Source organism: Kitasatospora sp. GAS204B (assembly GCF_029892155.1).
Taxonomy (GTDB): Bacteria; Actinomycetota; Actinomycetes; order Streptomycetales; family Streptomycetaceae; genus Kitasatospora.
Genome location: NZ_JARZAG010000009.1, coordinates 169043 through 194748, shown reverse-complemented (window position 1 = coordinate 194748; position 25706 = coordinate 169043). Strand labels below are relative to the sequence as shown.

At 71.6% G+C, this 25706-nt stretch carries 17 protein-coding genes and 1 pseudogene; 10 read left to right on the top strand and 8 right to left on the bottom strand.

The features are described 5' to 3' along the window. Positions 1-114 precede the first annotated feature (114 nt). The 5 genes and pseudogenes from leuS to P3T41_RS36940 form a co-directional block, all read left to right on the top strand. Entirely contained in the window at positions 115-3015 is a 2901-nt protein-coding gene (leuS, locus tag P3T41_RS15200; RefSeq protein WP_280690364.1) for a leucine--tRNA ligase, read from the top strand. Between the two features lie 252 nt (positions 3016-3267). Beyond that, positions 3268-4050, top strand: a complete 783-nt coding sequence (locus P3T41_RS15195) for a hypothetical protein (protein WP_280690363.1) — start codon at positions 3268-3270, stop codon at positions 4048-4050. A 57-nt stretch (positions 4051-4107) separates the two neighbouring features. Beyond that, the gene (locus tag P3T41_RS15190; RefSeq protein WP_280690362.1) at positions 4108-4959 is read left to right on the top strand and encodes a DegV family protein; all 852 of its coding nucleotides are present in this window, start codon (positions 4108-4110) and stop codon (positions 4957-4959) included. Positions 4960-5427: 468 nt separating this feature from the next. After that, the gene (locus P3T41_RS15185) at positions 5428-6387 is read left to right on the top strand and encodes a helix-hairpin-helix domain-containing protein (RefSeq protein ID WP_280690361.1); all 960 of its coding nucleotides are present in this window, start codon (positions 5428-5430) and stop codon (positions 6385-6387) included. A 34-nt stretch (positions 6388-6421) separates the two neighbouring features. Beyond that, positions 6422-8911 (top strand): annotated as a pseudogene (locus P3T41_RS36940) (ComEC/Rec2 family competence protein); the annotation flags it as partial. Positions 8912-9194: 283 nt separating this feature from the next. Here the strand turns inward: P3T41_RS36940 and P3T41_RS15175 are convergent. Continuing rightward, positions 9195-9449, bottom strand: a complete 255-nt coding sequence (locus tag P3T41_RS15175; protein WP_280690433.1) for a hypothetical protein — start codon at positions 9447-9449, stop codon at positions 9195-9197. Between the two features lie 137 nt (positions 9450-9586). Here P3T41_RS15175 and holA point away from each other — a divergent pair, with 137 nt between their 5' ends. Beyond that, positions 9587-10582 (top strand): DNA polymerase III subunit delta, encoded by a 996-nt coding sequence (holA, locus tag P3T41_RS15170; protein WP_280690360.1) that lies wholly within the window; start codon positions 9587-9589, stop codon positions 10580-10582. Positions 10583-10676: 94 nt separating this feature from the next. Here holA and P3T41_RS15165 read toward each other — a convergent pair whose 3' ends face one another. Both P3T41_RS15165 and rpsT read right to left on the bottom strand, forming a co-directional pair. Then, positions 10677-11453, bottom strand: a complete 777-nt coding sequence (locus P3T41_RS15165; protein ID WP_280690359.1) for a hypothetical protein — start codon at positions 11451-11453, stop codon at positions 10677-10679. A gap of 378 nt (positions 11454-11831) precedes the next feature. Next, the gene (rpsT, locus tag P3T41_RS15160; protein WP_280690358.1) at positions 11832-12098 is read right to left on the bottom strand and encodes a 30S ribosomal protein S20; all 267 of its coding nucleotides are present in this window, start codon (positions 12096-12098) and stop codon (positions 11832-11834) included. A 256-nt stretch (positions 12099-12354) separates the two neighbouring features. On the opposite strand from rpsT, the gene lepA reads away from it, so the two are divergent. Next, complete coding sequence (gene lepA / locus P3T41_RS15155) at positions 12355-14226, top strand: translation elongation factor 4 (RefSeq protein ID WP_280690357.1); 1872 nt, start codon at positions 12355-12357, stop codon at positions 14224-14226. A 76-nt stretch (positions 14227-14302) separates the two neighbouring features. Here lepA and P3T41_RS15150 read toward each other — a convergent pair whose 3' ends face one another. Together P3T41_RS15150 and P3T41_RS15145 are read right to left on the bottom strand one after the other, a co-directional pair. Beyond that, on the bottom strand, positions 14303-16186 hold the full coding sequence (locus P3T41_RS15150) for an ABC transporter ATP-binding protein (RefSeq protein WP_280690432.1): 1884 nt from the start codon (positions 16184-16186) through the stop codon (positions 14303-14305). Positions 16187-16323: 137 nt separating this feature from the next. After that, positions 16324-18057 (bottom strand): ABC transporter ATP-binding protein, encoded by a 1734-nt coding sequence (locus P3T41_RS15145; protein ID WP_280690356.1) that lies wholly within the window; start codon positions 18055-18057, stop codon positions 16324-16326. A gap of 370 nt (positions 18058-18427) precedes the next feature. Between P3T41_RS15145 and P3T41_RS15140 the strand changes: the two genes are divergently transcribed. Both P3T41_RS15140 and hemW read left to right on the top strand, forming a co-directional pair. Then, entirely contained in the window at positions 18428-20341 is a 1914-nt protein-coding gene (locus P3T41_RS15140; protein ID WP_280690355.1) for an AMP-dependent synthetase/ligase, read from the top strand. Between the two features lie 57 nt (positions 20342-20398). Further along, complete coding sequence (gene hemW, locus P3T41_RS15135; RefSeq protein ID WP_280690354.1) at positions 20399-21628, top strand: radical SAM family heme chaperone HemW; 1230 nt, start codon at positions 20399-20401, stop codon at positions 21626-21628. 19 nt (positions 21629-21647) lie between these two features. On the opposite strand, the gene P3T41_RS15130 is transcribed toward hemW, so the two are convergent. The 3 genes from P3T41_RS15130 to htpX form a co-directional block, all read right to left on the bottom strand. Continuing rightward, a complete protein-coding gene (locus P3T41_RS15130) occupies positions 21648-22478 on the bottom strand; it encodes a DUF3097 domain-containing protein (RefSeq protein ID WP_280690353.1) in 831 nt (276 codons plus the stop codon). 74 nt (positions 22479-22552) lie between these two features. Further along, on the bottom strand, positions 22553-23137 hold the full coding sequence (locus P3T41_RS15125) for a hypothetical protein (protein ID WP_280690352.1): 585 nt from the start codon (positions 23135-23137) through the stop codon (positions 22553-22555). Between the two features lie 44 nt (positions 23138-23181). After that, entirely contained in the window at positions 23182-24111 is a 930-nt protein-coding gene (htpX, locus tag P3T41_RS15120; RefSeq protein ID WP_280690351.1) for a zinc metalloprotease HtpX, read from the bottom strand. A 519-nt stretch (positions 24112-24630) separates the two neighbouring features. On the opposite strand from htpX, the gene hrcA reads away from it, so the two are divergent. Next, positions 24631-25653 carry a heat-inducible transcriptional repressor HrcA gene (gene hrcA / locus P3T41_RS15115; protein ID WP_280690431.1) on the top strand — a complete coding sequence of 341 codons (1023 nt, stop codon included), beginning with the start codon at positions 24631-24633 and terminating at the stop codon, positions 25651-25653. The last annotated feature ends 53 nt before the right edge of the window (positions 25654-25706 follow it).

The window sequence follows — 25706 nt, the reverse complement described above, 5'->3', positions numbered from 1 at the left end:
TCAGCGTGGCGCCCCCTCCTGTCGAGGGGCTTTTTTGTTTCTCCGGGCCTTTCGCGCCGTGCCCGGCAACCCCGCTGACGATTCGCGATCTGACACGATGGAGCCTGAAGGACCATGAGCGAGACGACCCCCGCTGCCACCGAGCCGTTCCGGACGCCGACGTTCAAATACGACGCTGGCCTGGCCGCCGACATCGAGGCCCGCTGGCAGGACACCTGGGAGAAGGACGGGACGTTCGACGCCCCCAACCCGGCCGGCCCGCTGGCGCCGCACAGCGCCGCCGGTGACGTCGCGGCCAAGCCGCACGCCTTCATCATGGACATGTTCCCGTACCCCTCCGGCGCCGGCCTGCACGTCGGTCACCCGCTGGGCTACATCGCCACCGACGTCTACGCCCGGTTCCAGCGGATGACCGGGCACAACGTGCTGCACACGCTGGGCTACGACGCCTTCGGCCTGCCCGCCGAGCAGCACGCGGTGGCCACCGGCGTGCACCCCCGGGTCTCCACCGAGGCCGCCATCGCCAACATGCGCGCCCAGCTGCGCCGGCTGGGCCTGGGCCACGACAGCCGCCGGTCGATCTCCACCATCGACCCGGAGTACTACCGCTGGACCCAGTGGATCTTCCTGCAGATCTTCAACTCCTGGTACGACCCGGCCGTGAACGCGGCCCGCCCGATCGCCGAGCTGATCGCCGCCTTCGCCGACGGCTCGCGCCCGACCCCGGACGGCCGCGCCTGGTCCGAACTGTCCGGGCTGGAGCGCGAGGAGCTGCTGGGCGAGTACCGCCTGGCGTACAGCAAGGAGGTGCCGGTCAACTGGTGCCCCGGGCTGGGCACCGTGCTGGCCAACGAGGAGGTCACCGCCGACGGCCGCTCCGAGCGCGGCAACTTCCCGGTCTTCAAGTCCAAGCTGCGCCAGTGGATGATGCGGATCACCGCGTACGGCGACCGGCTGATCAGCGACCTGGACATGCTGGACTGGCCGGAAGCGATCAAGCTGCAGCAGCGCAACTGGATCGGCCGCTCCGAGGGGGCCCGGGTCGACTTCACCGTCCCGACCCACAACGGCGGTGCGGGGCAGCAGCCGATCACCGTCTTCACCACCCGCCCCGACACCCTGTTCGGCGCCACCTACATGGTGCTGGCGCCCGAGCACGAGCTGGTCGACGCGATCGTCCCGGCCGCCTGGCCGGCCGAGACGCACGCCGACTGGAAGGGCGAGGCGCACACCCCCGCCGAGGCCGTCGCCGCCTACCGGGCCGTGGCCGCCGCCAAGTCGGACGTCGAGCGGCAGGTCGACGCCAAGGTCAAGACCGGTGTCTTCACCGGCGCCTACGCGACCAACCCGGTCACCGGCAAGCCGGTCCCGGTCTTCATCGCCGACTACGTGCTGATGGGCTACGGCACCGGCGCGATCATGGCCGTGCCCGCGCACGACCACCGCGACTTCGCCTTCGCCCGCGCCTTCTCGCTGCCGATGACCTGCGTGGTCGAGCCGACCGACGGGCGCGGCACCGACCCGGCCGAGTGGGACGACGCGTTCGACACCTACGACTCGGTGATCGTGAACTCCGCCAACCCCGACGTGTCGCTGAACGGCCTGCGGGTGGCCGAGGCCAAGGCCGCCGTCACCGCCTGGCTGACCGAGCGCGGCATCGGCGAAGGCACGGTCAACTACCGCCTGCGCGACTGGCTGTTCAGCCGGCAGCGGTACTGGGGCGAGCCGTTCCCGATCGTCTACGACGAGGACGGCGTGATGCACGCGCTGCCCGAGTCGATGCTGCCGGTCGAGGTCCCCGAGGTGGACGACTACTCGCCGCACACCTACGACTCCGACGACGCCGCCAGCACCCCGAAGACCCCGCTGTCGCGCAACGAGGACTGGGTCAGCGTGCGGCTGGACCTGGGTGACGGGGAGCGGACCTACCGCCGCGAGACCAACACCATGCCCAACTGGGCCGGTTCCTGCTGGTACGAGCTGCGCTACGTCGACCCGGTCAACGCCTCGAAGGTGGTCGATCCGGCCAACGAGGCCTACTGGATGGGCCCGACCGAGCAGAAGCCGGCCGGCGGCGTGGACCTGTACGTCGGCGGGGCGGAGCACGCGGTGCTGCACCTGCTGTACGCCCGCTTCTGGCACAAGGTGCTGCACGACCTGGGCCACGTCTCCTCGGTGGAGCCGTTCCACAAGCTGTTCAACCAGGGCATGATCACCGCCGACGTCTACCGTGACGCGCGCGGCTTCCCGGTGCCGGCCGTCGAGGTCGAGGAGGTGGACGGCGGCTACGTCTGGCAGGGGCAACCGGTCACCCGCGAGGCGGGCAAGATGGGCAAGTCGCTGAAGAACGCCGTCGCCCCGGACACCATCTGCGAGGAGTACGGCGCCGACACGCTGCGCCTGTACGAGATGTCGATGGGCCCGCTGGACGTCTCCCGCCCGTGGGACCCGCGCGCCGTGGTCGGCTCCTACCGCTTCCTGCAGCGGCTGTGGCGCAACGTGGTCTCCGAGGAGACCGGTGAGCTGGTGGTCAGCGAGGAGCCGGCCGACGAGCCGACCCTGCGCGCGCTGCACAAGGCGATCGACGGGATCCGCGGCGACCTGGCCGGGCTGCGCTTCAACACGGCCGTGGCCAAGGCGATCGAGCTGAACAACTACCTGGTCAAGCGCGGCTCCACGCCGCGCGAGGTGGCCCAGGCGCTGGTCCTGATGGTCGCCCCGCTGGCCCCGCACATCGCTGAGGAGCTGTGGCGCAAGCTGGGCCACACCGACTCGCTGGCCTTCGCCGACTTCCCGGTCGCCGACCCGGTCTACCTGGTGGACGAGGCGGTGACCTGCGTGGTCCAGATCAAGGGCAAGGTCAGGGCCCGCCTGGAGGTCCCGCCGACCATCACGGACGCCGAGCTGGAGGCGCTGGCACTGGCCGACCCGGCCGTGGTCGCCGCGATCGCCGGGGCTCCGGTGCGCAAGGTGATCGCCCGGGCGCCGAAGCTGGTGAACATCGTCACGGGCTGACCGCATCAGTGGCTCACCGGGCCGGCCGCTCCGTTCGCGGGGTGGCCGGCCCGCTGGGTTCGGTCGGCGCCGGCCGTTTCCCGGCGCGATCGACCCGGACCGCTCGCAACCGGCGGCTCAGGGAGATCCCTGACCGCACCCTGATCCATCCCCGGTTACCGCTCTGCTGCGGCTGCGCGGCGGCTACCGTGGTAAGCCGGTAACCGATACGGAGCCCGGGCGAGCCCGGCTTCCGCTGGAAGGCGGCAACTGATGGACGCGATCGGCGCGGTGCTCATCCTGCTCGGCCTCTTCTCGGCCGCCGTGGTCGTGCTCGTCGTGGTGGGCGCGATCAAGGCCACCAAGGCGGTGGTGGCGAAGGTCGAGCAGACCGAGGTGCAGGCCCGCCGCGCGGTGGAGAACGTCGCCTTGAAGGCCAAGCGGTACACCAAGCCCGGTGCGCAGGGCGAGCTGGCCGCCGTCCGCCTCGGGCTGCGCACCTCGCTGGCCGGCACCCGCGCGGTGCTGGCGGGCGGGGTCGGCACGGACGGTCAACTCGCCGAGTCGCTGCGCCTGTTGGACCGCCTGGACGTGCACGCCGCCGAGCTGGACGCCGAACTGCGGATGCTGGAGCGCGAACCCGAGCCGACCCGGATCGCCGCCAAGCTGCCCGAACTGCGCGAGCGCGCGGACCGGATCACCCACTCCGCCGAGTCGATGCGCTGGGCGGCGCAGGACCGGGCGCACCGGTTCGCGGCGGACGAGCTGGGCCGGCTGAGCGCGGAGTGCGAGAGCGAGGCGGGGGCGCTGCGGCACTGGGACCGGGTGGACTCGGGGGCTTCGGCGGAGGGTGGCGATGGTGCGGGCTCTCGTGCCGCTGCTGCCTCCACGACGTCCGCTGCCTCTGCTTCCGCCGCTTCCGCCGCTTCCTCGCGCCCCGGGATCGCGGCGCGGGCCGGGCGGTTGAGCGCGGAGGAGGCGCTCAACCTGACCGAGCCGCTGAGCCGGCTCGGTCAGCGGCTGCGCAAGCCCCACCCCGGGTCCTCGCCGAGCTGACCCGACCCGCTCGGGCCCGGCTGTCCTCTGCCCGTTTCGGGGAGTAACCTCCGGCACATGCCCGCCGACCTCGCGCTTGTCACCGATTCCACGGCCTATCTGCCCCAGCGGGTCATCGACCGGCACGAGATCACGGTGGTCCCGTTGAGCGTGGTGCTGGGCGACGAGGTACGGGCCGAGGGGCTGGAGATCACCCCCAAGGACGTCGGGGAGGCACTGCGCGCCCGGCATCGCCTGACCACCTCCCGCCCCAACCCGGCGACCTTCGCCGCCGCCTACCGCGCGGCCGCCGCGGGCGGGGCGAGCGCGATCCTGTCGATCCACCTCTCCGCCGAGCTGTCCGGCACCGCCGAGGCCGCCCGACTCGCCGCCGCCGAGGCGCCGATCCCGGTCCAGGTGCTCGACAGCCGATTGGTCGGGATGGCCTTGGGCTACGCGGTACTGGCCGCAGCCGAGGCCCGCGAGGCCGGGTTCGATCCGGCTGCCGTGGCCGCGGTCGCCGAGCGCCGGGCCGCGGCGACCCGAGGCATCTTCTACGTCGACACCCTCGAACACCTGCGCCGCGGCGGCCGGATCGGCACCGCGCGTGCGCTGCTCGGCTCGGCCCTCGCGGTGAAGCCGCTGCTGCACCTCACCGGCGGTCGGATCGAGCCGCTGGAGAAGGTCCGCACGGCGTCCAGGGCGATCGCCCGGCTGGAGGAGATCGCGGTCGAGCAGGCCGGCCTGGGGGAGGTGGACATCACGGTCCACCACCTGGCCGCCGAGGACCGGGCCGAGCCGCTGGCCGAACGGCTCCGGGAGCGCGTCCCGGGTGTCCGCGACGTACTGGTGGAAGAGGTGGGCGCGGTGATCGGTGCCCACGCGGGGCCCGGGCTGCTCGCGGTGGTGGTGGCGCCGGTGGTGAGCTGACAGGTGGTCAGCTGCCGTGAACTGGGGCGTGGTTATCCACAAGGGCGGGGTTGTCCACAGGTTCTGAACGGTCTCTGACAGGCAGCGCCGGCGCTCCGTACCGTCGGCCCCATGAAACGCCTACGCACCCCTGCCGCCACCCGTCGCCTTGAGGCCGCCGACCTCGCCCGCAGCCGCCTGGCTGCCCTCAGTGCCCCAGCACCCATCCGCCCATCGCCGCGCGTTGACACGAGTGCCCCGCGCGTGGACGCCGGGTCAGCCGCGGCGGCCCGACTCCGCGCCTCGCTCGCCCAGGGTCGGTCGGCGACGGCCGCGGGTGCGCTGAAATCCGCGGGCCCGGCCGCTGAGTCTGCGCCTGCTCCTTCCTCGCCTCGACCGCCCACTGCCTCCGGTGCTGCCACTTCCGTCGGTCCGGCTGTCGACCCTGCCGCTCCTGCCGTCCCTGCCGCTCCTGCCGTCGCCTCGCCGTTGAGGCCGCCGACCTCGCCCGCCGCTGCCCGCGAGCCCGCCCCGCCGCAGACCGACTCGGCCGGTCTGCCGGATGGTTGGCCGCAGGGTTACGGTCGCCGTGCCACGCCGGGCAGTTCGGCCGCCGAGCCACCGGGCGGGGCCGCCCCCACTCCCGCTCCTGCAACCCCCGAGCCCGCGCCCCCTGCCAGCCCGCTCGCGCCCAGCCCCGTCCTCACCCGCTCCGGCGGCCGTCGCTTCCGCCTCCCCGCCGCCCTGCACTCCCTGCTGCTCGCCGACCGCAAGGCCGTGCTCGGCCTCACCGTGCTCCTCCTGCTCGCCGTCGGCTATGCGGTGCAGCACTTCTGGTTCGGCCGCCCGCAACCCGTCGCCGTCCCGGTCGGCTCCACCAGACCGGTCAGCAAATCGGCCGCTCAAGCGGAGCTCTCGACCGCACCTGCCCTCAACGCCGGCTCCGCCGCTGCGCCGACAGCGGCTCCCGACGCTGCTCCGCTCCCGGCCTCCCCGGGCGCGCCGACAGCGGGGAGCGACAGCCCGGCGTCGTCGCCCGTCGTGATCGACGTCGCCGGCCGGGTGGCCCACCCGGGCATTCGGACGCTCCCCAGCGGCTCGCGGGTCGCCGACGCTCTCCGGGCCGCCGGCGGCGCGCTGCCGGGGGTCGACACCGACACGCTCAACATGGCCCGCATCCTGCTGGACGGTGAGCAGGTCCTGGTCGGCGCGCCGTCCCCGCCGGCTCAGGGCGGTCTCTCACCAACCGGTCCGAAGGCCCCGGTGAGCCTCAACCACGCGACGCTGGATCAACTCGACGCGCTGCCGGGGGTGGGGCCGGTCCTGGCCAAGCACATCCTCGACTTCCGCAGCGCGCACGGCCTGTTCCGCTCGCTCGACCAACTTCGCCAGATCAGCGGTATCGGAGATCGAAAGCTTGCCGAGCTCAAACCCCTGGTGACCCTGTGAGCCCGCGCCCGCCCACCCGACTCCGGGGGCACTGATGCCACCTCCACCCTCCGCCGCCGGCCAGCACACCGACCTGCGCCTGCTGCTGCCCGCCATCGTCGCCTGGTGTGTCACCGCCCTGCTGCTCGGCGCCGACGCCGGGCACGCCCCGGCCTTGCTGACCGCCGCCGGCCTCGCCGCGGGAGCCGCCGCGCTCCTCCTGCTGGCCGTCCACTACCACCACCGCCACCACGCCGACCCCGACGATGAGGACCCCGACGCTGACGACCCCGACGGCAACGCCCGCCACCACCCGCACGCACCGCTCGCGATGGTCGCCGCCCTGCTGCTCACCGGCGCGGCCGCCACCGCCTGCACCGTGCTGCACACCGCCGACCTGCACCGTGGCCCGCTGCCCGCGCTGGCCCGCTCAACTGCCGCCGCCCCCGACGCTCCGGTCGCCGCCCGTACCCCCGTGCCCACTCCCACGCCCGCTCCAGCGCCCAGCTCCACCCACGTCTCGGTCGACCTCACCATCACCGGCGACCCGCACACCCGTACCTCCCACGCGCGCGGCTCCAACCCGGGCCACCCCGTCCTCACCGTCGACGCGATCGCCGACCAGGTCACCGTCTCGACCGGTGCCACCACCCGCACCCGCACGCCCGTCACCGTCATCGTCCAGGAGCGCGACGCCGCCGCCTGGCAGGGCCTGCTGCCGTCCGCCCGGATCGCCGCGCAGGCCCGGGTGCTGCCAGCTTCCGGGGCCGGACGGGACACGGCGGCCGCTCTGCTCGCCCAGGGGTCACCGCGTCAACTCGCCCCGCCCAGCTGGGCCCAACGGCTAGCCGGTCGGCTGCGCCAGGGCCTGCGCGAGGCCTGTGCCGGGCTGCCGTCCGACGCCCGCGCGCTGCTCCCGGGGCTCGTGGTGGGCGACACCTCCGCGATGCCGGATGACCTGGACGAGGCGTTCCGCGCCACCGACCTGGTGCACCTCACGGCCGTCAGCGGCGCCAACCTCTCCATCGTGCTCGCCGTCCTGCTCGGCGCGCCCGCGCGGGCCGGCACCGCCGAGCGCGGTGGGCTGGCCGCGCTGCTGGGCGTTCCGCTGCGTGTCACGGCGCTGCTGGGCGCGGTGTTGACGGTGGCTTTCGTGACGCTCTGCCGGCCCGACCCGAGCGTGCTGAGAGCTGCCGCCACCGGCCTGGTCGGGCTGCTCGCGCTCGCCATGGGGCGGCCTCGCCAGGCGGTTCCCGCACTGGCCGGTGGTGTCCTGGTACTGCTGCTGGTGGACCCGTTCCTGGCCCGTTCCTACGGCTTCCTGCTGTCCGCCCTCGCGACCCTGGGGGTGCTCACCGCCGGTCAGCGTTGGGCGCGGGCGCTGCACGAGCGCGGCTGGCCACACCACCTGGCCGGCGGCGTGGCCGTCGCCGCCGCCGCGCAGGCGTTCTGCGCACCGGCCACGGTGCTGCTGGCACCGCGCGTCAGCCTGGTGGGTATCCCGTGCAACCTGCTCGCCGAACTCGCCATCACCCCGGCCACCCTGATCGGCTTCGCCGCCCTTGCGCTCGCCCCGCTCTCCGCCGGGCTGGCCCGGTTCGCGGCGGGGTTGGCAGGGCTGCCGACGGAGTGGCTCGCGATGGTGGCCAGGACAGGCGCCGACCTCCCGGGCGCCGAACTCGCTTGGACCCCAGGCTGGTTGGGCACGATCAGCCTGGCCCTCGCCGTGCTCGCCGCCTGCTACGCGGTTCGGCTGCTGCTGCCCGCGAAGCATGACGCCGGTAGCGATGCCGAGGCCGATGGCGATCTGACGGGGCAGCAGCTCGATGCCCCGTTCGCGTCTGGTCCCACGCCCGTGCCCGTGCCGGTGCTCCCGTCTCCGCTGCGGCGGCGCGTCCGCGTGCTGGTGGCCGCCCTGCTCGTGCTCGGATTTCTGCTGCTCCTGCTCCGCCCGGCGCCCTTGGTCCGGATCGCCACCGGCTGGCCGCCCACCGGAGCCCGGCTGGTGATGTGCTCGGTCGGTCAGGGAGACCTACTGGTCCTCCCCGTCACCGGCGGACCTGGTGACGACAGCTCGGACACCGCCGTGGTCGTCGACACCGGTCCCGACCCGGCGGCGGCCGACGCCTGCCTGCGCGATCTGGGGATCACCCGGGTGCCGATGGTGCTGTTGACCCATTTCCACGCTGATCACAGTGAGGGTCTGCCGGGTGTGCTGCGCAACCGTTCGGTCGGCGCGATCGAGACGACCACCGTGGCGACACCGCCGGGAGAGGTCGCGAAGGTGACCCGCTGGGCGGCCGAGGCGGGGGTGCCGGTGCTGCGGGCGATGCCGGGGGAGCACCGTACGGCGGGGCCCGAGCTGTCCTGGGATGTGCTGTGGCCGGTCGGCGAGTTGGGCCCGGCGACTCCGGGGGCCAACAACGCGAGCGTTGCGCTGCTGGTCACGGCCGGCGGCCTGCGCCTGGCACTGCTCGGCGACCTCGAACCGGCCGCCCAGGCCGAACTGCTCAGCCGGGCGCACCCGGGACCGGTCGACGTCCTCAAGGTGGCCCACCACGGCTCGGCCAACCAGGACTGGGACCTGGCCCGAGCCCTGCGACCGCGCCTCGCGCTGATCTCGGTCGGCGCCGGCAACCCCTACGGCCACCCGGCCGCCCGCACCGTCGACCAACTACGCGCCCTGGGCACCACCGTGCTGCGCACCGACCAGAGCGGCGACATCGCCGTCCTCGGTGACACCCCCACCGCCCTGCGCGCCCTCATCCACCCCCACCCGGACAGCGAGAACGAGGATGACAGCACCACCGAAGCCGGCCGTACAGGCCCTAGCCCTCCTCGCGCCACCCCTCGTGCTCCGCGACCAGCGCGTCCACCGCTGCCACCAGCTCCGCCTGCCAGCCGCCCACGGGCTCCTCCAACACGACCAGCCACTGCGCGTCCTCGGCGTCGTCCTCCCCGGCCAGCGCATCCCGCACCAGCTCCAACGGACCGAGCGCCGGCCACTGTTCGAGCAGCGCCTCGGCCACCGCCTCGGCCTCGTCGCGGTCGGCCAGGACCAGCAGCTGCCGGCCCGTGGTCACGCCGACGGGCACGGCCGGAGGGGTGTCGAAGTCACGGGTGTCAGGGATGTCACGAGAGCTCACGCTGACCATTGTCTCCGGTGGTCTGCCGTCGGTGGCCCCGGACCTGTCGGTCGCCCATGGGATGCTGGTACGCGATGGCCAGGAAGAGTGCACCCGACGACCTGCTCGCCCCGCTGACCCTCGCGGTCGGCCAGGAGGAGTTGCTGCTGGACCGTGCGGTTGCCCAGGTGGTGGCCGCGGCGAGGGCGGCGGATCCCGATACGGACGTGCGCGATCTCGCCCCCGGCGCCCTGCAGCCCGGGAGCCTGGCCGAGTTGACCACTCCCTCGCTCTTCGCCGAGCGCAAGGTGATCGTGGTCCGGGCCGCGCAGGATCTCGCGGCGGAGTCGGTGAAGGAGCTCAAGGCCTACCTGGATGCGCCGGCCGATGAGGTGATCATCGTCCTGGTGCATGCCGGGGGACCGAAGGGCAAGGGCCTGCTCGACGCGGCCCGCAAGGCCGGCGCCCGCGAGGTGGCCTGCGCCAAGCTGACCAAGGCCGGCGAGCGGATCGCCTTCGTCCGTGGCGAGTTCCGCACGCTCGGCCGGTCGGCCAGTCCGGAGGCCTGCCAGGCGCTGCTGGACGCGCTCGGGGGTGACCTGCGGGAGCTCGCCGCCGCCTGCAGCCAGCTCACCTCCGACGTCGAGGGCACCATCGACGAGCGCGTGGTGGCCCGCTACTACAGCGGTCGGGCCGAGGCCACCGGCTTCGAGGTCGCCGACCTGGCGGTCACCGGTCGGGCCGCCGACGCGCTGGAGCGGCTGCGCTGGGCGCTGGCGGTGGGCCAGCCGCCGACCGGCATCACCTACGCGCTGGCCGCCGGCGTGCGCAGCATCGGCCGGCTCGCCACGGCGGACCGCTCGATGCGCCCGGCCGACCTGGCACGCGAACTGGGCATGCCGCCGTGGAAGGTGGACCGGGTCCGCCAGCAGATGCGCGGCTGGACCGGCGACGGCGTCGCCGCCGCGCTGACCGCGATCGCGCAGGCCGACGCCGCCGTCAAGGGCGGTTCGGACGATCCCGCCTATGCCCTGGAGCGCGCGGTGGTCGCGGTCGCCCGGGCGGCTCGCGCCGGCGCCCGCCCGTACTGACGGACCTCAGCGGCAGCACAAAAGCAGCACAGGGGCAACGGCTGTGCGCGACAACCCTGCTCGCGCTCACCCCCGCCCGCTCACCCCCGCCCGCTCAGCCCCGCCCGCCCAGTGCCCGCAGCGCGTCGCGGGCGTCGATCACCACGGCCTGCCGAATCCCGTCCCGGTCGGGCACGGAGTCCTTGCCGGCCTCGTAGGAGCCGGTCCAGGACAGGTAGAAGACCGCCCCACCGTCCCGGACATAGATCAGCTGGGTCACGAAGTGCTGGTTGCGGTCGGGGCCGCTCTGCAGGTCCTGGTACCCGGTGAAGGCCTGGCTGCCCAACTCCGGGACGTCGCCGGTCTGGAACTGCCGCTGCGACAGGGCACTGCGCTCCGACGCGAACTCGGCCGCCGGGTTGACCGCGTGGTGCAGTGACGTGTCCAGGTACACCGAGACGTAGCCGGCGTCGGTGGCGGACCTCTTGAGGTACTCGGTGCAGCTCATGTCGTCGAGTGCCTTGGTCCGCGTGGTGAAGTGGTTCGGCGTCCCGGCCGAGACCGGGTACAGCTGGCCGAGCCGAGTCAGTGGCGCCGTGGCGCACAGGTTGTCGGTCACCCGGTACGCCCCGGTCGACAGTGCGGCGGAGGGCGGTCTGACCATCCCGGGCACGGTCCACACCGCCACCGTCCAGAAGGCCGAGGCCACCAGCGCACCCGCGAACCCCCACCGGGCCCGCCGCAGCAGTCGCCGCCCACGTGGCACGGGCGTGGGCCCCTGCACGGGTTGCTCGACCGGTGGTTGCTGGGGCGGCAGTTGCTGGGGCGGTTGGGCCGGCAACACCGGATAGCCGTAGCCGTAGCCGGGCTGAGCCTGCGGCGGTGTCGACATGGGCGGTCCCCCAGGAGGCGGCGGAGAGTGATGAGCCGGGATCGGAGCGTTGCTCGACGATATACCCGGCGCACCTCCCCACCCCCGACACCGACAACGGACACAACCCCGCCCGCGCCGGCCCCCGCCCGCGCCGGCCCCCGCAAGCGCCCCGCAAACGCCGACAGGCGCCGCGACGTCCCGGTGAAGGGACTGCCACGGCGCCTGCCGGTCGAGCTGTGCACCGCACCCGCGTGGCGAACGCAGGCCGCGTGCGGTACGAGTTCGTGCGCCCTGGGGGCTCCGGGTAGAGGGCCGGACGATCACCCGAGGGATACTGCGAGGTACTGCGAAGAGCTACGGCGACGGCGTGCCGCCGCCGAGCCAGGCGAGCGGTGCTCAGGCCTGGGTGGCGACGACCTGCTTGGTGATCGCCGACTTCTTGTTGGCGGCCTGGTTCTTGTGGATGACGCCCTTGCTCACGGCCTTGTCGAGGGCCTTGGAGGCCTCGCGGGCCAGCACGGTGGCCTTCTCGGTCTCACCGGCGGCAACGGCCTCGCGGGCCTTGCGCAGCGCGGTCTTCAGCGAGGACTTGACGGCCTTGTTGCGCAGGCGCGCCTTCTCGTTGGTCTTGTTGCGCTTGATCTGGGACTTGATGTTCGCCACGAAAGAGCCTCAGTCTTATCTGATCGATCGGGTCTGCGGGTGTTGCGTCCTTCGCTCCGGACCAGCTGAGAGGGCATGCCGAAAGCGAGGTGCAGCGCCCCACGCTACCAGGGCCCGGCCGCGCCCCCCAAACCGGCGGGTGGCGGCGGGCTCATGGGAAGATGGACGGAACCCTGGTATTTGAGACACAGTCCAGGGCTCCTGGATCGGACGACAGCGTCCGGCCCCCCCCGGACCAACGGAGAATCGGACCAAGGTGCCCGCGACCCCTACGAACGTGCCAGAGCCCAGCCGTACCGACCCGGCGCTGATCCGCAACTTCTGCATCATCGCCCACATCGACCACGGCAAGTCGACCCTCGCCGACCGGATGCTGCAGATCACCGGCGTTGTCGACCCCCGGCAGATGCGTGCCCAGTACCTCGACCGGATGGACATCGAGCGCGAGCGCGGCATCACCATCAAGTCGCAGGCGGTCCGCCTGCCGTGGGCCCCGAAGACCGGTGAGCACGAGGGCGCCACGCACATCCTCAACATGATCGACACCCCGGGCCACGTGGACTTCACCTACGAGGTGTCCCGCTCCCTGGCCGCCTGCGAGGGCACCATCCTGGTGGTGGACGCGGCCCAGGGCATCGAGGCGCAGACCCTGGCCAACCTGTACCTGGCCCTGGAGAACGACCTCACGATCATCCCGGTCCTCAACAAGATCGACCTGCCGGCCGCCCAGCCCGAGAAGTACGCCGCCGAGCTCGCGCACATCATCGGCTGCGACCCGGAGGACGTGCTCAAGGTCAGCGCGAAGACCGGCCTGGGTGTCGAGGACCTGCTCGACCACGTGGTCGCGAAGATCCCCGCCCCGGTCGGCGTCAAGGACGCCCCGGCCCGCGCGATGATCTTCGACTCGGTCTACGACTCCTACCGCGGCGTGGTCACCTACGTCCGGGTGGTCGACGGCCAGCTCACCAAGCGTGAGCGGATCGCGATGATGTCCACCGGCGCCACCCACGAGCTGCTGGAGATCGGCGTCATCTCGCCCGAGCCCAAGGTCGCCGACGGCCTCGGCGTCGGCGAGGTGGGCTACATCATCACCGGTGTGAAGGACGTCCGGCAGTCCAAGGTCGGTGACACCATCACCTCGATGCACAAGGGTGCGACCGAGGCGCTGGGCGGCTACAAGGATCCGCGCCCGATGGTCTTCTCGGGCCTCTACCCGCTCGACGGCAGCGACTACCCGCTGCTCCGCGACGCGCTGGACAAGCTGCGCCTCAACGACGCCGCGCTGGTCTACGAGCCGGAGACCTCGGTCGCGCTCGGCTTCGGCTACCGCTGCGGCTTCCTCGGCCTGCTGCACCTGGAGATCATCCGGGAGCGCCTGGAGCGCGAGTTCAACCTCGACCTGATCTCCACCGCCCCGAACGTGATCTACCGGGTGGTCATGGAGGACGGCACCGAGCACACCGTCACCAACCCGAGCGAGTTCCCCACCGGCAAGATCGCCGAGGTCTACGAGCCGGTGGTGCGCGGCACCATCCTGGCGCCGAACGACTTCGTCGGCGCGATCATGGAGCTCTGCCAGGCTCGTCGCGGCAACCTCCAGGGCATGGACTACCTCTCCGAGGACCGGGTCGAGCTGCGCTACACGCTGCCGCTGGCCGAGATCGTCTTCGACTTCTTCGACCAGCTGAAGTCCAAGACCCGCGGCTACGGTTCCTTCGACTACGAGCCGATCGGTGAGCAGACCGCCGACCTGGTCAAGGTCGACATCCTGCTGCACGGCGACGCCGTGGACGCCTTCTCCGCCATCGTGCACAAGGACAAGGCCTACAACTACGGCGTCATGATGGCCGGCAAGCTGCAGAAGCTGATCCCGCGTCAGCAGTTCGAGGTGCCGATCCAGGCCGCGATCGGCTCGCGGGTCATCGCCCGTGAGACGGTCCGGGCGATCCGCAAGGACGTCCTCGCCAAGTGCTACGGCGGTGACATCTCGCGTAAGCGCAAGCTGCTGGAGAAGCAGAAGGAGGGCAAGAAGCGGATGAAGATGGTCGGCCGCGTGGAGGTCCCGCAGGAGGCCTTCATCGCCGCGCTCTCCACCGACGCGGACGCCCCGAAGGACGCCAAGAAGTAGCCGGTGCCTGGCGTGGCCGCATGACGAAGGGCCGCCGTCCGCAGCTGCGGACGGCGGCCCTTCGTCATGCGTCAGGTCAGTCCTGCTCGGCCACGGCTTGGGCGAACTGGGCTTGGTAGAGGCGGGCGTAGGCGCCTTCGGTGGCGATCAGGTCGTCGTGCGAGCCCTGTTCGACGATCGAGCCGTTCTCCATCACGAGGATGACGTCGGCGTCGCGGATGGTGGAGAGGCGGTGGGCGATGACGAAGCTGGTGCGGCCGGTGCGCAGTAGGGCCATGGCGCGTTGGATCAGTACTTCGGTGCGGGTGTCGACGGAGCTGGTGGCTTCGTCCAGGACCAGGATGCTGGGTTGGGCGAGGAAGGCGCGGGCGATGGTGATGAGTTGTTTCTCGCCGGCGCTGACGCCGGTGCCTTCGTCGTCGATGACGGTGTCGTAGCCCTCGGGCAGGGTGCGTACGAAGCGGTCGACGTGGGCGGCTTTGGCGGCTTCGATGACTTGCTCGCGGGTGGCGTGGGTGGCGCCGTAGGCGATGTTGTCGGCGATGGTGCCGCCGAAGAGCCAGGTGTCCTGGAGGACCATGCCGATGCCGGCGCGCAGTTCCTCGCGGGACATGGCGGCGATGTCGACGCCGTCCAGGGTGATCCGGCCGCCGGTGACCTCGTAGAAGCGCATGAGGAGGTTGACCATGGTGGTCTTGCCGGCGCCGGTGGGGCCGACGATGGCGACGGTCTGGCCGGGTTCGACCTTGAGGGAGAGGTCCTCGATCAGCGGTTTGTCGGGGTCGTAGCGGAAGGCGACGTCCTCGAAGGAGACCAGGCCGCGCAGTTCGGCCGGGCGCTCGGGGCGCTCGGGTTCGGCGGACTGCTCGTCGGCGTCCAGCAGTTCGAAGACCCGCTCGGCCGAGGCGACGCCGGACTGCAGCAGGTTGGCCATGCTCGCGACCTGGGTGAGCGGCTGGCTGAACTGCCGCGAGTACTGGATGAAGGCCTGCACGTCACCGATGGAGAGCGCGCCGCTGGCCACCCGCAGCCCGCCGACCACGGCGACCGCCACGTAGTTGAGGTTGCCGATGAACATCATCGCGGGCTGGATGATCCCGGAGATGAACTGCGCCCGGAAGCTGGAGGCGTAGAGCTCCTCGTTCTGCTGGCGGAAGGTTTCCGCCGCCTCCTTCTGCCGGCCGAAGACCTTCACCAGGGCGTGCCCGGTGTACATCTCCTCGATGTGCGCGTTCAGCTTGCCGGTGGTCTTCCACTGCGCGACGAACTGCGGCTGGGCGCGCTTGCCGACCCGGGCCGCGACGACCACCGAGAGCGGCACCGAGACCAGCGCGATCAGCGCGAGGATCCAGGAGATCCAGAACATCATCGCCAGCACGCCGACGATGGTGAGCAGCGAGTTCACCACCTGGCCCATGGTCTGCTGCATGGACTGGCCGACGTTGTCGATGTCGTTGGTGACCCGGCTGAGCACCTCGCCGCGCGGCTGCTTGTCGAAGTAACTCAGCGGCAGCCGGCTGATCTTGGTCTCCACCTGGCCGCGCAGCCGGTTGACCGTCTTGTTGATCGCGCGCGCGGCCAGCCGGCCCTGCACGATGCCGAACGCCGCCGACCCGACGTAGATCAGCAGCACCCAGATCAGCACGGTGCCGATGGCGCCGTAGTCCATCCCGTGGCCGGGGGTGAAGTGGGTCGCGCGGAGCACGTCGGCCTGCTTGCCGCCCTTGCTCAGGATGTACTGCAGGGCCTGCGGGGTCTGGATCTGGTGGCCGAGGAAGCCCTTGACGATCAGGTCCATCGCGTTGCCGAGCAGCTTGGGCCCGGCCACCGCGCAGCCGACGCTGAGCGCGCCCAGGACGACCATGCCGCTCAGTGCCGCACGCTCGGGGCGCAGCAGGCCGAGCATCCGGCGGCTGGAGCCCTTGAAGTCCATCGACTTCTCGGCACCCTGGCCGCCCATGAACCGGCCGGGGCCGGCCGGACCGCGGCGGGCGGCGGCCTCCTGCGAGGCGGTCAGCGCCGGGCCGCCGCCGGGCTTGGCCGCGTCCTCGGGCTCGGCCGCGCCGACGGCGGGGCCGCCGGACTTCTGCGGGGTGGTCACGCCGCCTCCTGCTCGGTGAGCTGGGAGAGCACGATCTCCCGGTATGTCGGGTTGTCGGCCATCAGCTCGTGGTGCGTTCCGCTGCCGACCACCTCACCCTCGTCGAGGACGATGATCCGGTCGGCGTCGCGGATGGTGCTCACCCGCTGGGCGACGATCACCACGGTGGCCTCCGAGGTCTCCGCCAGCAGCGCGGCCCGCAGCCGGGCGTCGGTGGCGTAGTCGAGGGCCGAGAAGGAGTCGTCGAAGAGGTAGATCTCCGGCCTGCGGACCAGGGCCCGGGCGATCGCCAGGCGCTGGCGCTGCCCGCCGGAGACGTTGCCGCCGCCCTGGGCGATCGGTGCGTCCAGACCGCCCTCCATGCGCTCGACGAAGTCCTTCGCCTGGGCGATCTCCAGCGCCTGCCAGAGCTCCTCGTCGGTGGCGTCGGGCTTGCCGTAGCGCAGGTTGCTGGCCACCGAGCCGGAGAACAGGTACGGCTTCTGCGGCACCAGGCCGACCCGTTCGGCCAGCGTCGCGGGTGCGACCTCGCGCACGTCCACGCCGTTGACCAGCACCTGGCCGCCGGTGGCGTCGGAGAGCCGGGGGATCAGGCTGAGCAGCGTGCTCTTGCCGCTGCCGGTGCTGCCGATCACGGCGGTGGTCTCGCCCGGGCGGGCGGTGATGTCGATGCCGCGCAGCACCGGGGTCTCGGCGCCGGGGTAGCGGAACTCGACGTCGCGCAGTTCCAGGTACCCGTGCGAGCGCAGCTCGGTGACCGGCGTGACCGGCGGCACGACGCTGGATTCGGTGTCGAGCACCTCGACGATGCGCTCGGCGCAGACCTCGGCGCGCGGCACCATCATGAACATGAAGGTGGCCATCATGACGCTCATCAGGATCTGCATCAGGTAGGAGAGGAACGCGGTCACCGCGCCGACCTGCATGCCGCCGCTGGCGATCCGGTGCGCGCCGAACCAGAGCACGGCGATGCTGGACACGTTCACCACCAGCATCACGGACGGGAACATGAAGGCCATCAGCCGGCCGGTGCGCAGCGAGTAGTCGGTCAGCTCGTCGTTGGCGACGCCGAACCGGTCCTGCTCGTGGCCGTCCTTGACGAAGGCGCGGATCACCCGGATACCGGTGATCTGCTCGCGCAGGATCCGGTTCACGCCGTCGATCCGGGTCTGCATGCCGCGGAAGGCGGGGCGGAGCTTGCGCACCAGCAGGATGACGATGACGGCGAGCACCGGGACCACGATGACCAGCAGGCTGGAGAGCGGGACGTCCTGGTTGAGCGCCATGATGATGCCGCCCACGCACATGATCGGTGCGGCCACCATCAGCGCGAAGGACATCATCACCAGCATCTGGACCTGCTGGACGTCGTTGGTGGAGCGGGTGATCAGCGAGGGGGCGCCGAACTGGCCGACCTCGCGGGAGGAGAAGCTCTGCACCCGGTCGAAGACGGAGGCCCGCAGGTCCCGTCCGACGGCCATCGCGGTGCGGGCGCCGTAGTAGGTGGCGCCGATCGAGCAGAGCATCTGCGCGAGGGTGATCGCCAGCATCACTCCGCCGGTGCGGATGATGTAGCCGGTGTCGCCCTTGATCACGCCGGTGTCGATGATGTCGGCGTTCAGGGTCGGCAGGTAGAGGGAGGCGATGGTGGCAACCAGCTGGAGCAGCACCAGCAGGGAGATGGGTTTGGTATAGGGCCCGAGGTGGGCCCTGAGAAGTCTGATCAGCACTCGGACACTCTCGACGTTGACGGGAGGATTCGCACCCTCATTTTCTGCCTTGCCACGCTTGCCACGCGGGTATATCTCCTGATCCGACCATCGGATTGGTCACGTCTTCGGTTGAGGCGCTGATGAGGGGCTTATGAGGCGCTGTTGAGACACGGTTGAAGCACTGGTGAAGCACTGATGCGGCACTACGAGTTCGGCACGATGTCAGACTGCGGTTCCCTCTTAACAGGGGCGCCCTTTGGGCCTAGGCTGTCGGCAGCTTTGTTACCGGCGAGTTAAGTAACCCGCTGATAACGAACCCGTCGGGTGGCCCACCCCCTAGCCCCCGCACGCATCCACCCCTCGGCCACCTGGTCCCCCGGAGGTCTCGTTGAGTTCAGCGCAGTCCGTCATCGGCTCCGACAAGATCGCCGGGCGCCCGGCCTCAGTGGCCCATCTGTTCTTCAGCAGGGTAGATGCCACGCCTGACACGGAGGCATACAGGTTCCCCGTTCCGGTCGACGAACACGCGGCGGACGGTGCGCCGGGCGCCGAGCAGTGGCGCTCGCTCACCTGGGCGCAGACCGCGGTGCGGGTCAAGAACGTGGCCGCCGGCCTGATGTCGCTGGGCATCGAGCGCGAGGACCGGGTGGCGATCGCGGCCTCGACCCGGATCGAGTGGATCCTCGCCGACCTCGGCAACATGTGCGCCGGGGCCGCCACCACCACGGTCTACCCGAGCACCAACGCCGAGGAGACCGGCTTCATCCTCGCCAACTCGGCCAGCAAGGCGCTCTTCGCCGAGAACGCCGCCCAGCTCGCCAAGGCGGTCGACCAGCGGGACCGGCTGCCCGAGCTGGCCACGGTGATCCTGCTCGACGCCCCGGCCGAGCGCCCGGAGGTCGAGGGTCTGACCGTGCTCACCCTGACCGAGCTCGAGGAGCGCGGCGCCGCCCTGCTCAAGGAGAACCCGGACGCCGTCCGCGACTCCGTCGACGCGCTGGACCCCGAGCAGCTCGCCACCCTGATCTACACCTCCGGCACCACCGGGCGCCCCAAGGGCGTGCGCCTGGTGCACGACTGCTGGTCGTACGAGGGCCTGGCCCAGCAGGAGAGCGGCCTGCTGCGCGCCGACGACGTGCAGTTCATGTGGCTGCCGCTCTCCCACGTCTTCGGCAAGACGCTGATCTCCGGCCAGATCGCCACCGGCCACGTGATGGCGGTGGACGGCCGGGTGGACCGGATCATCCACAACCTGCCCGCCATCAAGCCCACCCTGATGGCCTCCGCGCCGCGGATCTTCGAGAAGGTCTACAACGGCATCGCGGGCCGGGCCAGAGCCGAGGGCGGCGCCAAGTACAAGATCTTCCTGTGGGCGGCCAGGGTGGCCCGGGAGTACGCCCGGACCACCCAGGACAACCGGATCGCCACCGGCCGCGACAGCGCGCCGCTCGCCCTGTCCGTCCAGCACGCGATCGCCGACAAGCTGGTCTACGCCAAGATCCGCCAGGCCTTCGGCGGGCGGCTGCGCGGTTCGGTCTCCGGCAGCGCCGCGCTGGCCCCCGAGATCGGCTACTTCTTCATGGGCGCCGGCGTGCCGATCCTGGAGGGCTACGGGCTCAGCGAGACCAGCGCCGGCTCGGCGGTCAACCCCGCCGAGGACGTGCGGATCGGCACGGTCGGCCTGCCGCTGCCGGGCACCGAGGTCCGGATCGCCGAGGACGGCGAGATCCTGCTGCGTGGCCCCGGCGTGATGCGCGGTTACCACGACAACCCCGAGCAGACCGCCGAGGTGCTGGAGCCGGACGGCTGGTTCCACACCGGCGACATCGGCGAGCTCAGCTCGGACGGCTACCTGCGGATCACCGACCGCAAGAAGGACATGTTCAAGACCTCGGGCGGCAAGTACGTCGCGCCCAGCGAGGTCGAGGGCAAGTTCAAGGCGCTCTGCCCGTTCGTCAGCAACATCCTGGTGATCGGCAACGGCCGCAACTACTGCACCGCGCTGATCGGGCTGGACGAGCCGGTGATCATGCAGTGGGCCGCCGAGCACGGCCTGAGCGGCAAGAGCTACGCCGAGGTGGCCGGCTCGCCCGAGACGCGGGCGCTGATCGAGGGCTTCGTGAAGAAGCTCAACGGCGAATTGCAGCGCTGGCAGACGGTCAAGAAGTTCCACCTCCTGCCGCGCGACCTGGACATCGAGCACGGCGAGCTGACCCCGAGCCTGAAGATCAAGCGTCCGGTGGTCGAGCGGGTCTACGCCGAGGCGGTCCAGGAGATGTACGCGGGCGCCAACGAGGCCTGAGTCACGGGCTGGTCCGGTACGGACGGGGTAACCCCCGCCGTACCGGACAATGGACCCATGCCCTCCGCACTCCCCGACGGCGAACCCGTGCCGTCCGACGGTTCGCTGCCCGCCCACGCCCTCACCGGACTCGGTGACCGGCCGTTCGGCTTCTATCTGCACGTGCCGTACTGCGCCACCCGCTGCGGCTACTGCGACTTCAACACCTACACCGCCACCGAGCTGCACTCCTCGGGCGCCGTCGCCTCCCAGGAGACCTACGCGCAGAACCTGGTCGGCGAGATCCGGCTGGCCCGCAAGGTGCTGGGCAGCGCCGAGCTGCCGGTGCGCACCGTCTTCCTCGGCGGCGGCACGCCCACCCTGCTGCCGGCCCGCGACCTGGTGGCGATGCTGACCGCGATCCGGGAGGAGTTCGGGCTCGCCGAGGACGCGGAGGTGACCACCGAGGCCAACCCCGAGTCGGTCGACCCGGCCTACCTGGCCGAGCTGCGCGAGGGCGGCTTCAACCGGATCTCCTTCGGGATGCAGAGCGCCCGGCCGCACGTGCTGAAGGTGCTGGACCGCCACCACACCCCGGGCCGTCCGGAGGCCTGCGTCGCCGAGGCGCGGGCGGCCGGCTTCGAGCACGTCAACCTGGACCTGATCTACGGCACGCCGGGGGAGTCCGACGAGGACTGGCGCGCGTCGCTGGCGGCCGCGATCGGCGCCGGGCCCGACCACGTCTCGGCCTACTCGCTGATCGTCGAGGAGGGCACCCGGCTGGCCGGGCGGATCAAGCGCGGCGAGCTGCCGATGGTCGACGACGACGTGCACGCCGACCGCTACCTGATCGCCGAGCAGGCGCTGGCCGCGGCCGGCTACCACTGGTACGAGGTCTCCAACTGGGCCACCGACGAGGCGGCCCGCTGCCGGCACAACGAGCTGTACTGGACGGGGGCCGACTGGTGGGGCGCCGGCCCCGGCGCCCACAGCCACGTGGGGGGCGTGCGCTGGTGGAACGCCAAGCACCCGGCCGCCTACGCGCGGGCGCTCGCCGAGGGCCGCACGCCCGCCCAGGGGCGCGAGGTGCTGCCGGCCGAGGACCGCCGGGTCGAGCGGATCCTGCTGGAGCTGCGCCTGGTCGAGGGCTGCCCGCTCGACCTGCTGGCCCCCGCCGGTCTGAAGGCCGCCGAGCGGGCACTGGCCGACGGGCTGCTGGCCGCCGAGCCGTTCGCGGCCGGTCGCGCCGCGCTGACCCTGCGCGGGCGGCTGCTGGCGGACGCGGTGGTCCGGGACCTGGTGGACTGAGCACGAGACTGACGGGCCGTCAGCCCTCCGACTGGGTGACGAAATCGATCAGCTCCTCGACCCGTCCCAGCAGCTCCGGCTCGAGATCCCGGAAGGAGTTCACCGAGGCCAGGATCCGCTTCCAGGCCGCCGGGGTGTCCACCGGCCAGCCCAGGCGGCGGCAGATGCCCTCCTTCCAGACCTCCCCGCGCGGCACCTCGGGCCAGGCGGCGATCCCCACGCTGTCCGGCTTGACGGCCTGCCAGATGTCGATGAACGGGTGGCCCACCACCAGCACGGCCTCCCCGGTGACGGCCGAGGCGATCCGGTGCTCCTTGGTCCCGGGGAGCAGGTGGTCCACCAGGACGCCCAGCCGCCGTCCGTCCCCCGGGCCGAACTCGGCCACGATCGCCGGCAGGTCGTCGATGCCCTCCAGGTACTCGACCACCACGCCCTCGATCCGCAGGTCATCGCCCCAGACCCGCTCGACCAGCTCCGCGTCGTGCCGGCCCTCGACGTAGATCCGCGACTCCCGGGCGACCCGGGCCCGGGCCCCGGGGACGGCGATCGAGCCGGAGGCGGTCCGTGCCGGGCCCCGGGCGGGCGCCGGGCCGCTCGGGCGGACCAGGGTGACCACCTTGCCCTCGAGCAGGAAGCCGCGCGGCACCAGCGGGAAGACCCGGTGCTTGCCGAACCGGTCCTCCAGGGTGACGGTCACGCCCTCGGCGGTCTTCTCGCAGCGCACCACCGCGCCGCAGAAGCCGGTGGCGGCCTCCTCGACCACCAGGTCCCGCTCGGCGGGTACCTCCGGGGCTGGCTGCTGCCGCTTCCAGGGCGGGGTGAGGTCCGGGCCGTACTGAGTGCTGCGCATGGGAGGAACTATAGGAAAAGCCGACGGCCCGTCAGGATCGGACGGGCCGTCGGCTCACCATCGCGCACTGCCGCTCACAGGCCGGGCGCGCCCCAGACCGGGAACCAGCGGCTCAGGTCGGCCTCGAGCCGCAGGTCGTTGGCGAGCATCGCCTTCGTCTGCAGCTCCAGCGGGCTGTTGCGCCGCTCGCCGCCACCGGGCATCGGGGCGAACGGGTAGAACGAGCCGCGCTTGTAGAGGTAGACCAGCGCCAGCGACTGCCCGGCCTCGTTGCGGAAGCCGACCAGCGAGCAGAGCAGCTGCGGGCCGAAACCGTTGGCCTCCAGCTCGCTGTTGACCGCGTGCAGGTCGTTGACCAGGTCGGGCAGCTCGTCGGGGGTGTGCCGGGCGAGCAGCCAGGAGTAGCCGTACTCGTCCCGGCTGGCTTCGACCGGCGTGCCGCCGCCCGCCGTGTCGGCGTCCAGCAGGGCCCGCACCTGCCGTTCGACCTCGACGAAGGCGCCGCCCTCGACTGCGGCGAAGCAGACCGAGCCCAGTCCGGTGGGCGTGAAGCCGGCAGCGGCCTCCAGGGTCAGGGCGGCGGAGGGCACACCGAAGAGCTGGTCGAGGTCGGGCTTGACCGGCTTGCTGCGGCCCAGCAGCGCGTCCAGGAATCCCACGGATCGTTCCTTTCGAGGGTGCTTCTCGAGGGGTGGTTCGCGGGTCAGCGCTGACCCAGCTCGGTGGAGATCTTGCCCAGCTGCTCGAGCCGCTGCTCCAGGCTGGGGTGGGTGGACATCAGCTGGGTGGCCGCCTCGCGGGCGTTCAGCGCCGGGGCGAAGAAGAAGGCGTTGTAGGGCTGCGCCTGGCGCAGGTCCTTGGTCGGGATCGCGGAGATCTGCCCGGTCACCTTGGTCAGCGCCGAGGCGAGCGCGCTGGGCCGGCCGGTGAGCTGGGCGGCGGCCCGGTCGGCGGCCAGCTCGCGGTAGCGGGAGAGCAGCCGGGTGAGCAGGAAGCTGATCGCGTAGACCACCACGCTGACGATCGGGATGATGATCATCAGGATCGCGGCGTTGTCATTGTTGTTGTTGTTCCGGTTGCCGCCGCTCATCATGCCGCTGTAGAGCGCGATCCGGGTGATCGCGCCGGCCAGCACGCCGAGGAAGCCGGCGATGGTCATCACCGCGACGTCCCGGTGCGCGACGTGCGAGAGCTCGTGCGCCAGCACGCCCTCCAGCTCCTCCGGCTCCAGCCGGCGCAGCAGGCCGGTGGTCACGCAGACCACCGCGTTCTCCGGGTTGCGGCCGGTGGCGAAGGCGTTGGGCATGTCGTTGTCGGCGACCGCGACACGCGGCTTGGGCATGTCGGCCAGCGCGCAGAGCCGGTCAATGGTGCCGTGCAGCTGCGGGTACTGCTCGGGGGTGACCTGGTGGGCACCCATCGCCCGCTCGGTGATCTTGTCGCTGAACCAGAACTGCGCGACGAAGAGCCCGCCCATCAGCACCACGATCAGCGGCCAGGCGCCCCTCAGCAGGACGATCAGCACACCCGTGAAGCCGACGTACAGCAGCCCGATCAGGAACATCGTGGTGACCATCCGCGTGGACAGCCCACGGTCGGGAGCAAAACGAGTGTGGGGGCCGGACGCCGACATGGCTGCTCCTCTGTCCATTCAGATCTCCATCGCCGAGGCGGTTCTGCCCGCCTCGGTCTCAGTTGCTATCGATGCTGCCACTTCGCCGGGCGGCGGGCACCACCCTTGTCGGGCGCGTTCGCGCGTCGCGCGTCACGTCCGTCCGGGCGGGATGCTACGCGGAGTGATCCGCGCGGCATCCACGGCCAGGGCGTTCCTGCCGTCGGACCCGGGCCTTACACTGGCAGGTACGGTTTTGGCACTCCACAGAGCAGAGTGCCAAGCCCGATCCGACGAAGTACCCGCCGAGCCACTCGGCACGGTGCTTGCCATGCAGGCCTGGTACCTGGACAACGCGCGAAGAGGGAGGTGCGTGCCATGTTCGACGAACCTGATTCCGACCCGCGTCAGAGCGGCCGTGACCCGGTCGGCGACCAGTCGACCGGTCGGTCCGGGCCCGCCGCCCGCCCGGCTCGCAGCAGCGCCAGGGCCAGCTCGGCGGCCCGCGCGGGCAAGGGCGGCGAGGTCGGCCGGCTGGAGATCCGCCAGCTCGACGAGCGCAAGCTCTCCGTGCTGCGCGCCATCGTCCAGGACTACGTCGGCACCGAGGAGCCGGTGGGCTCCAAGGCCCTGGTGGAGCGGCACAACCTCGGCGTCTCGCCGGCCACCGTGCGCAACGACATGGCCACCCTCGAAGAGGACGGCTACATCCAGCAGCCGCACACCAGCGCAGGCCGGATCCCGACCGACAAGGGCTACCGGCTCTTCGTCGACCGGCTGGCCGAGGTCAAGCCGATGAGCGCCCCCGAGCGCCGGGCGATCCGGCACTTCCTGGACGGCGCGGTCGACCTGGACGACGTGGTGGCCCGCACCGTGCGGCTGCTCGCCCAGCTGACCCGCCAGGTCGCCGTGGTCCAGTACCCCTCGCTCTCCCGCTCGACGGTGCGTCATGTCGAGCTGGTCTCGCTCGCCCCGGCCAAGGTGATGCTGGTGCTGATCACCGACACCGGGCGGGTCGAGCAGCGGATGGTCGACTGCCCGGGGCCGGCCCGCGAGTCCACCCTGGCCGACCTGCGCGCCCGGTTGAACGCCCGGGCCGGCGGCCAGCGCTTCCCCGACGTCCCCGCCCTGGTGGACGATCTGCCCGCCGCTTTCGAGCCGGCCGAGCGCCCGATCGTCTCCACCGTGCTCTCCACCCTCTTCGAGACCCTGGTGGAGCAGAACGAGGAGCGGATCATGCTGGCCGGCACGGCCAACCTGACCCGCTTCGGTCATGACTTCCCGCTCACCATCCAGCCGGTGCTGGAGGCCTTGGAGGAGCAGGTGGTGCTGCTGCGCCTGCTCGGCGAGAGCGCCGACGGCGGGATGACGGTGCGGATCGGTCGGGAGAACGAGTACGAGGGCCTGAATTCCACGTCTGTCGTCTCGGTCGGTTACGGTTCGGGCGATGAGAGCGTGGCCAAGCTCGGAGTGATCGGCCCGACTCGGATGGACTACCCCGGCACGATGGGGGCGGTCCGGGCGGTCGCCCGGTACGTGGGGCAGATCCTGGCCGAGTCGTAGCAGCACCCCTACTAGATTTAGTAGGCAACCCAGTCGCAGCAGGACTTTCCACA

Excerpts from the sequence above, each read along its gene's own strand:
- leuS (WP_280690364.1), top strand. The coding sequence starts at position 115 with ATGAGCGAGACGACCCCCGCTGCCACCGAGCCGTTCCGGACGCCGACG.
- P3T41_RS15195 (WP_280690363.1), top strand. The coding sequence starts at position 3,268 with ATGGACGCGATCGGCGCGGTGCTCATCCTGCTCGGCCTCTTCTCGGCC.
- P3T41_RS15190 (WP_280690362.1), top strand. The coding sequence starts at position 4,108 with ATGCCCGCCGACCTCGCGCTTGTCACCGATTCCACGGCCTATCTGCCC.
- holA (WP_280690360.1), top strand. The coding sequence starts at position 9,587 with ATGGCCAGGAAGAGTGCACCCGACGACCTGCTCGCCCCGCTGACCCTC.
- P3T41_RS15165 (WP_280690359.1), bottom strand. The coding sequence starts at position 11,453 with ATGTCGACACCGCCGCAGGCTCAGCCCGGCTACGGCTACGGCTATCCG.
- P3T41_RS15150 (WP_280690432.1), bottom strand. The coding sequence starts at position 16,186 with ATGGGCGGCCAGGGTGCCGAGAAGTCGATGGACTTCAAGGGCTCCAGC.
- hemW (WP_280690354.1), top strand. The coding sequence starts at position 20,399 with ATGCCCTCCGCACTCCCCGACGGCGAACCCGTGCCGTCCGACGGTTCG.
- P3T41_RS15130 (WP_280690353.1), bottom strand. The coding sequence starts at position 22,478 with ATGCGCAGCACTCAGTACGGCCCGGACCTCACCCCGCCCTGGAAGCGG.
- htpX (WP_280690351.1), bottom strand. The coding sequence starts at position 24,111 with ATGTCGGCGTCCGGCCCCCACACTCGTTTTGCTCCCGACCGTGGGCTG.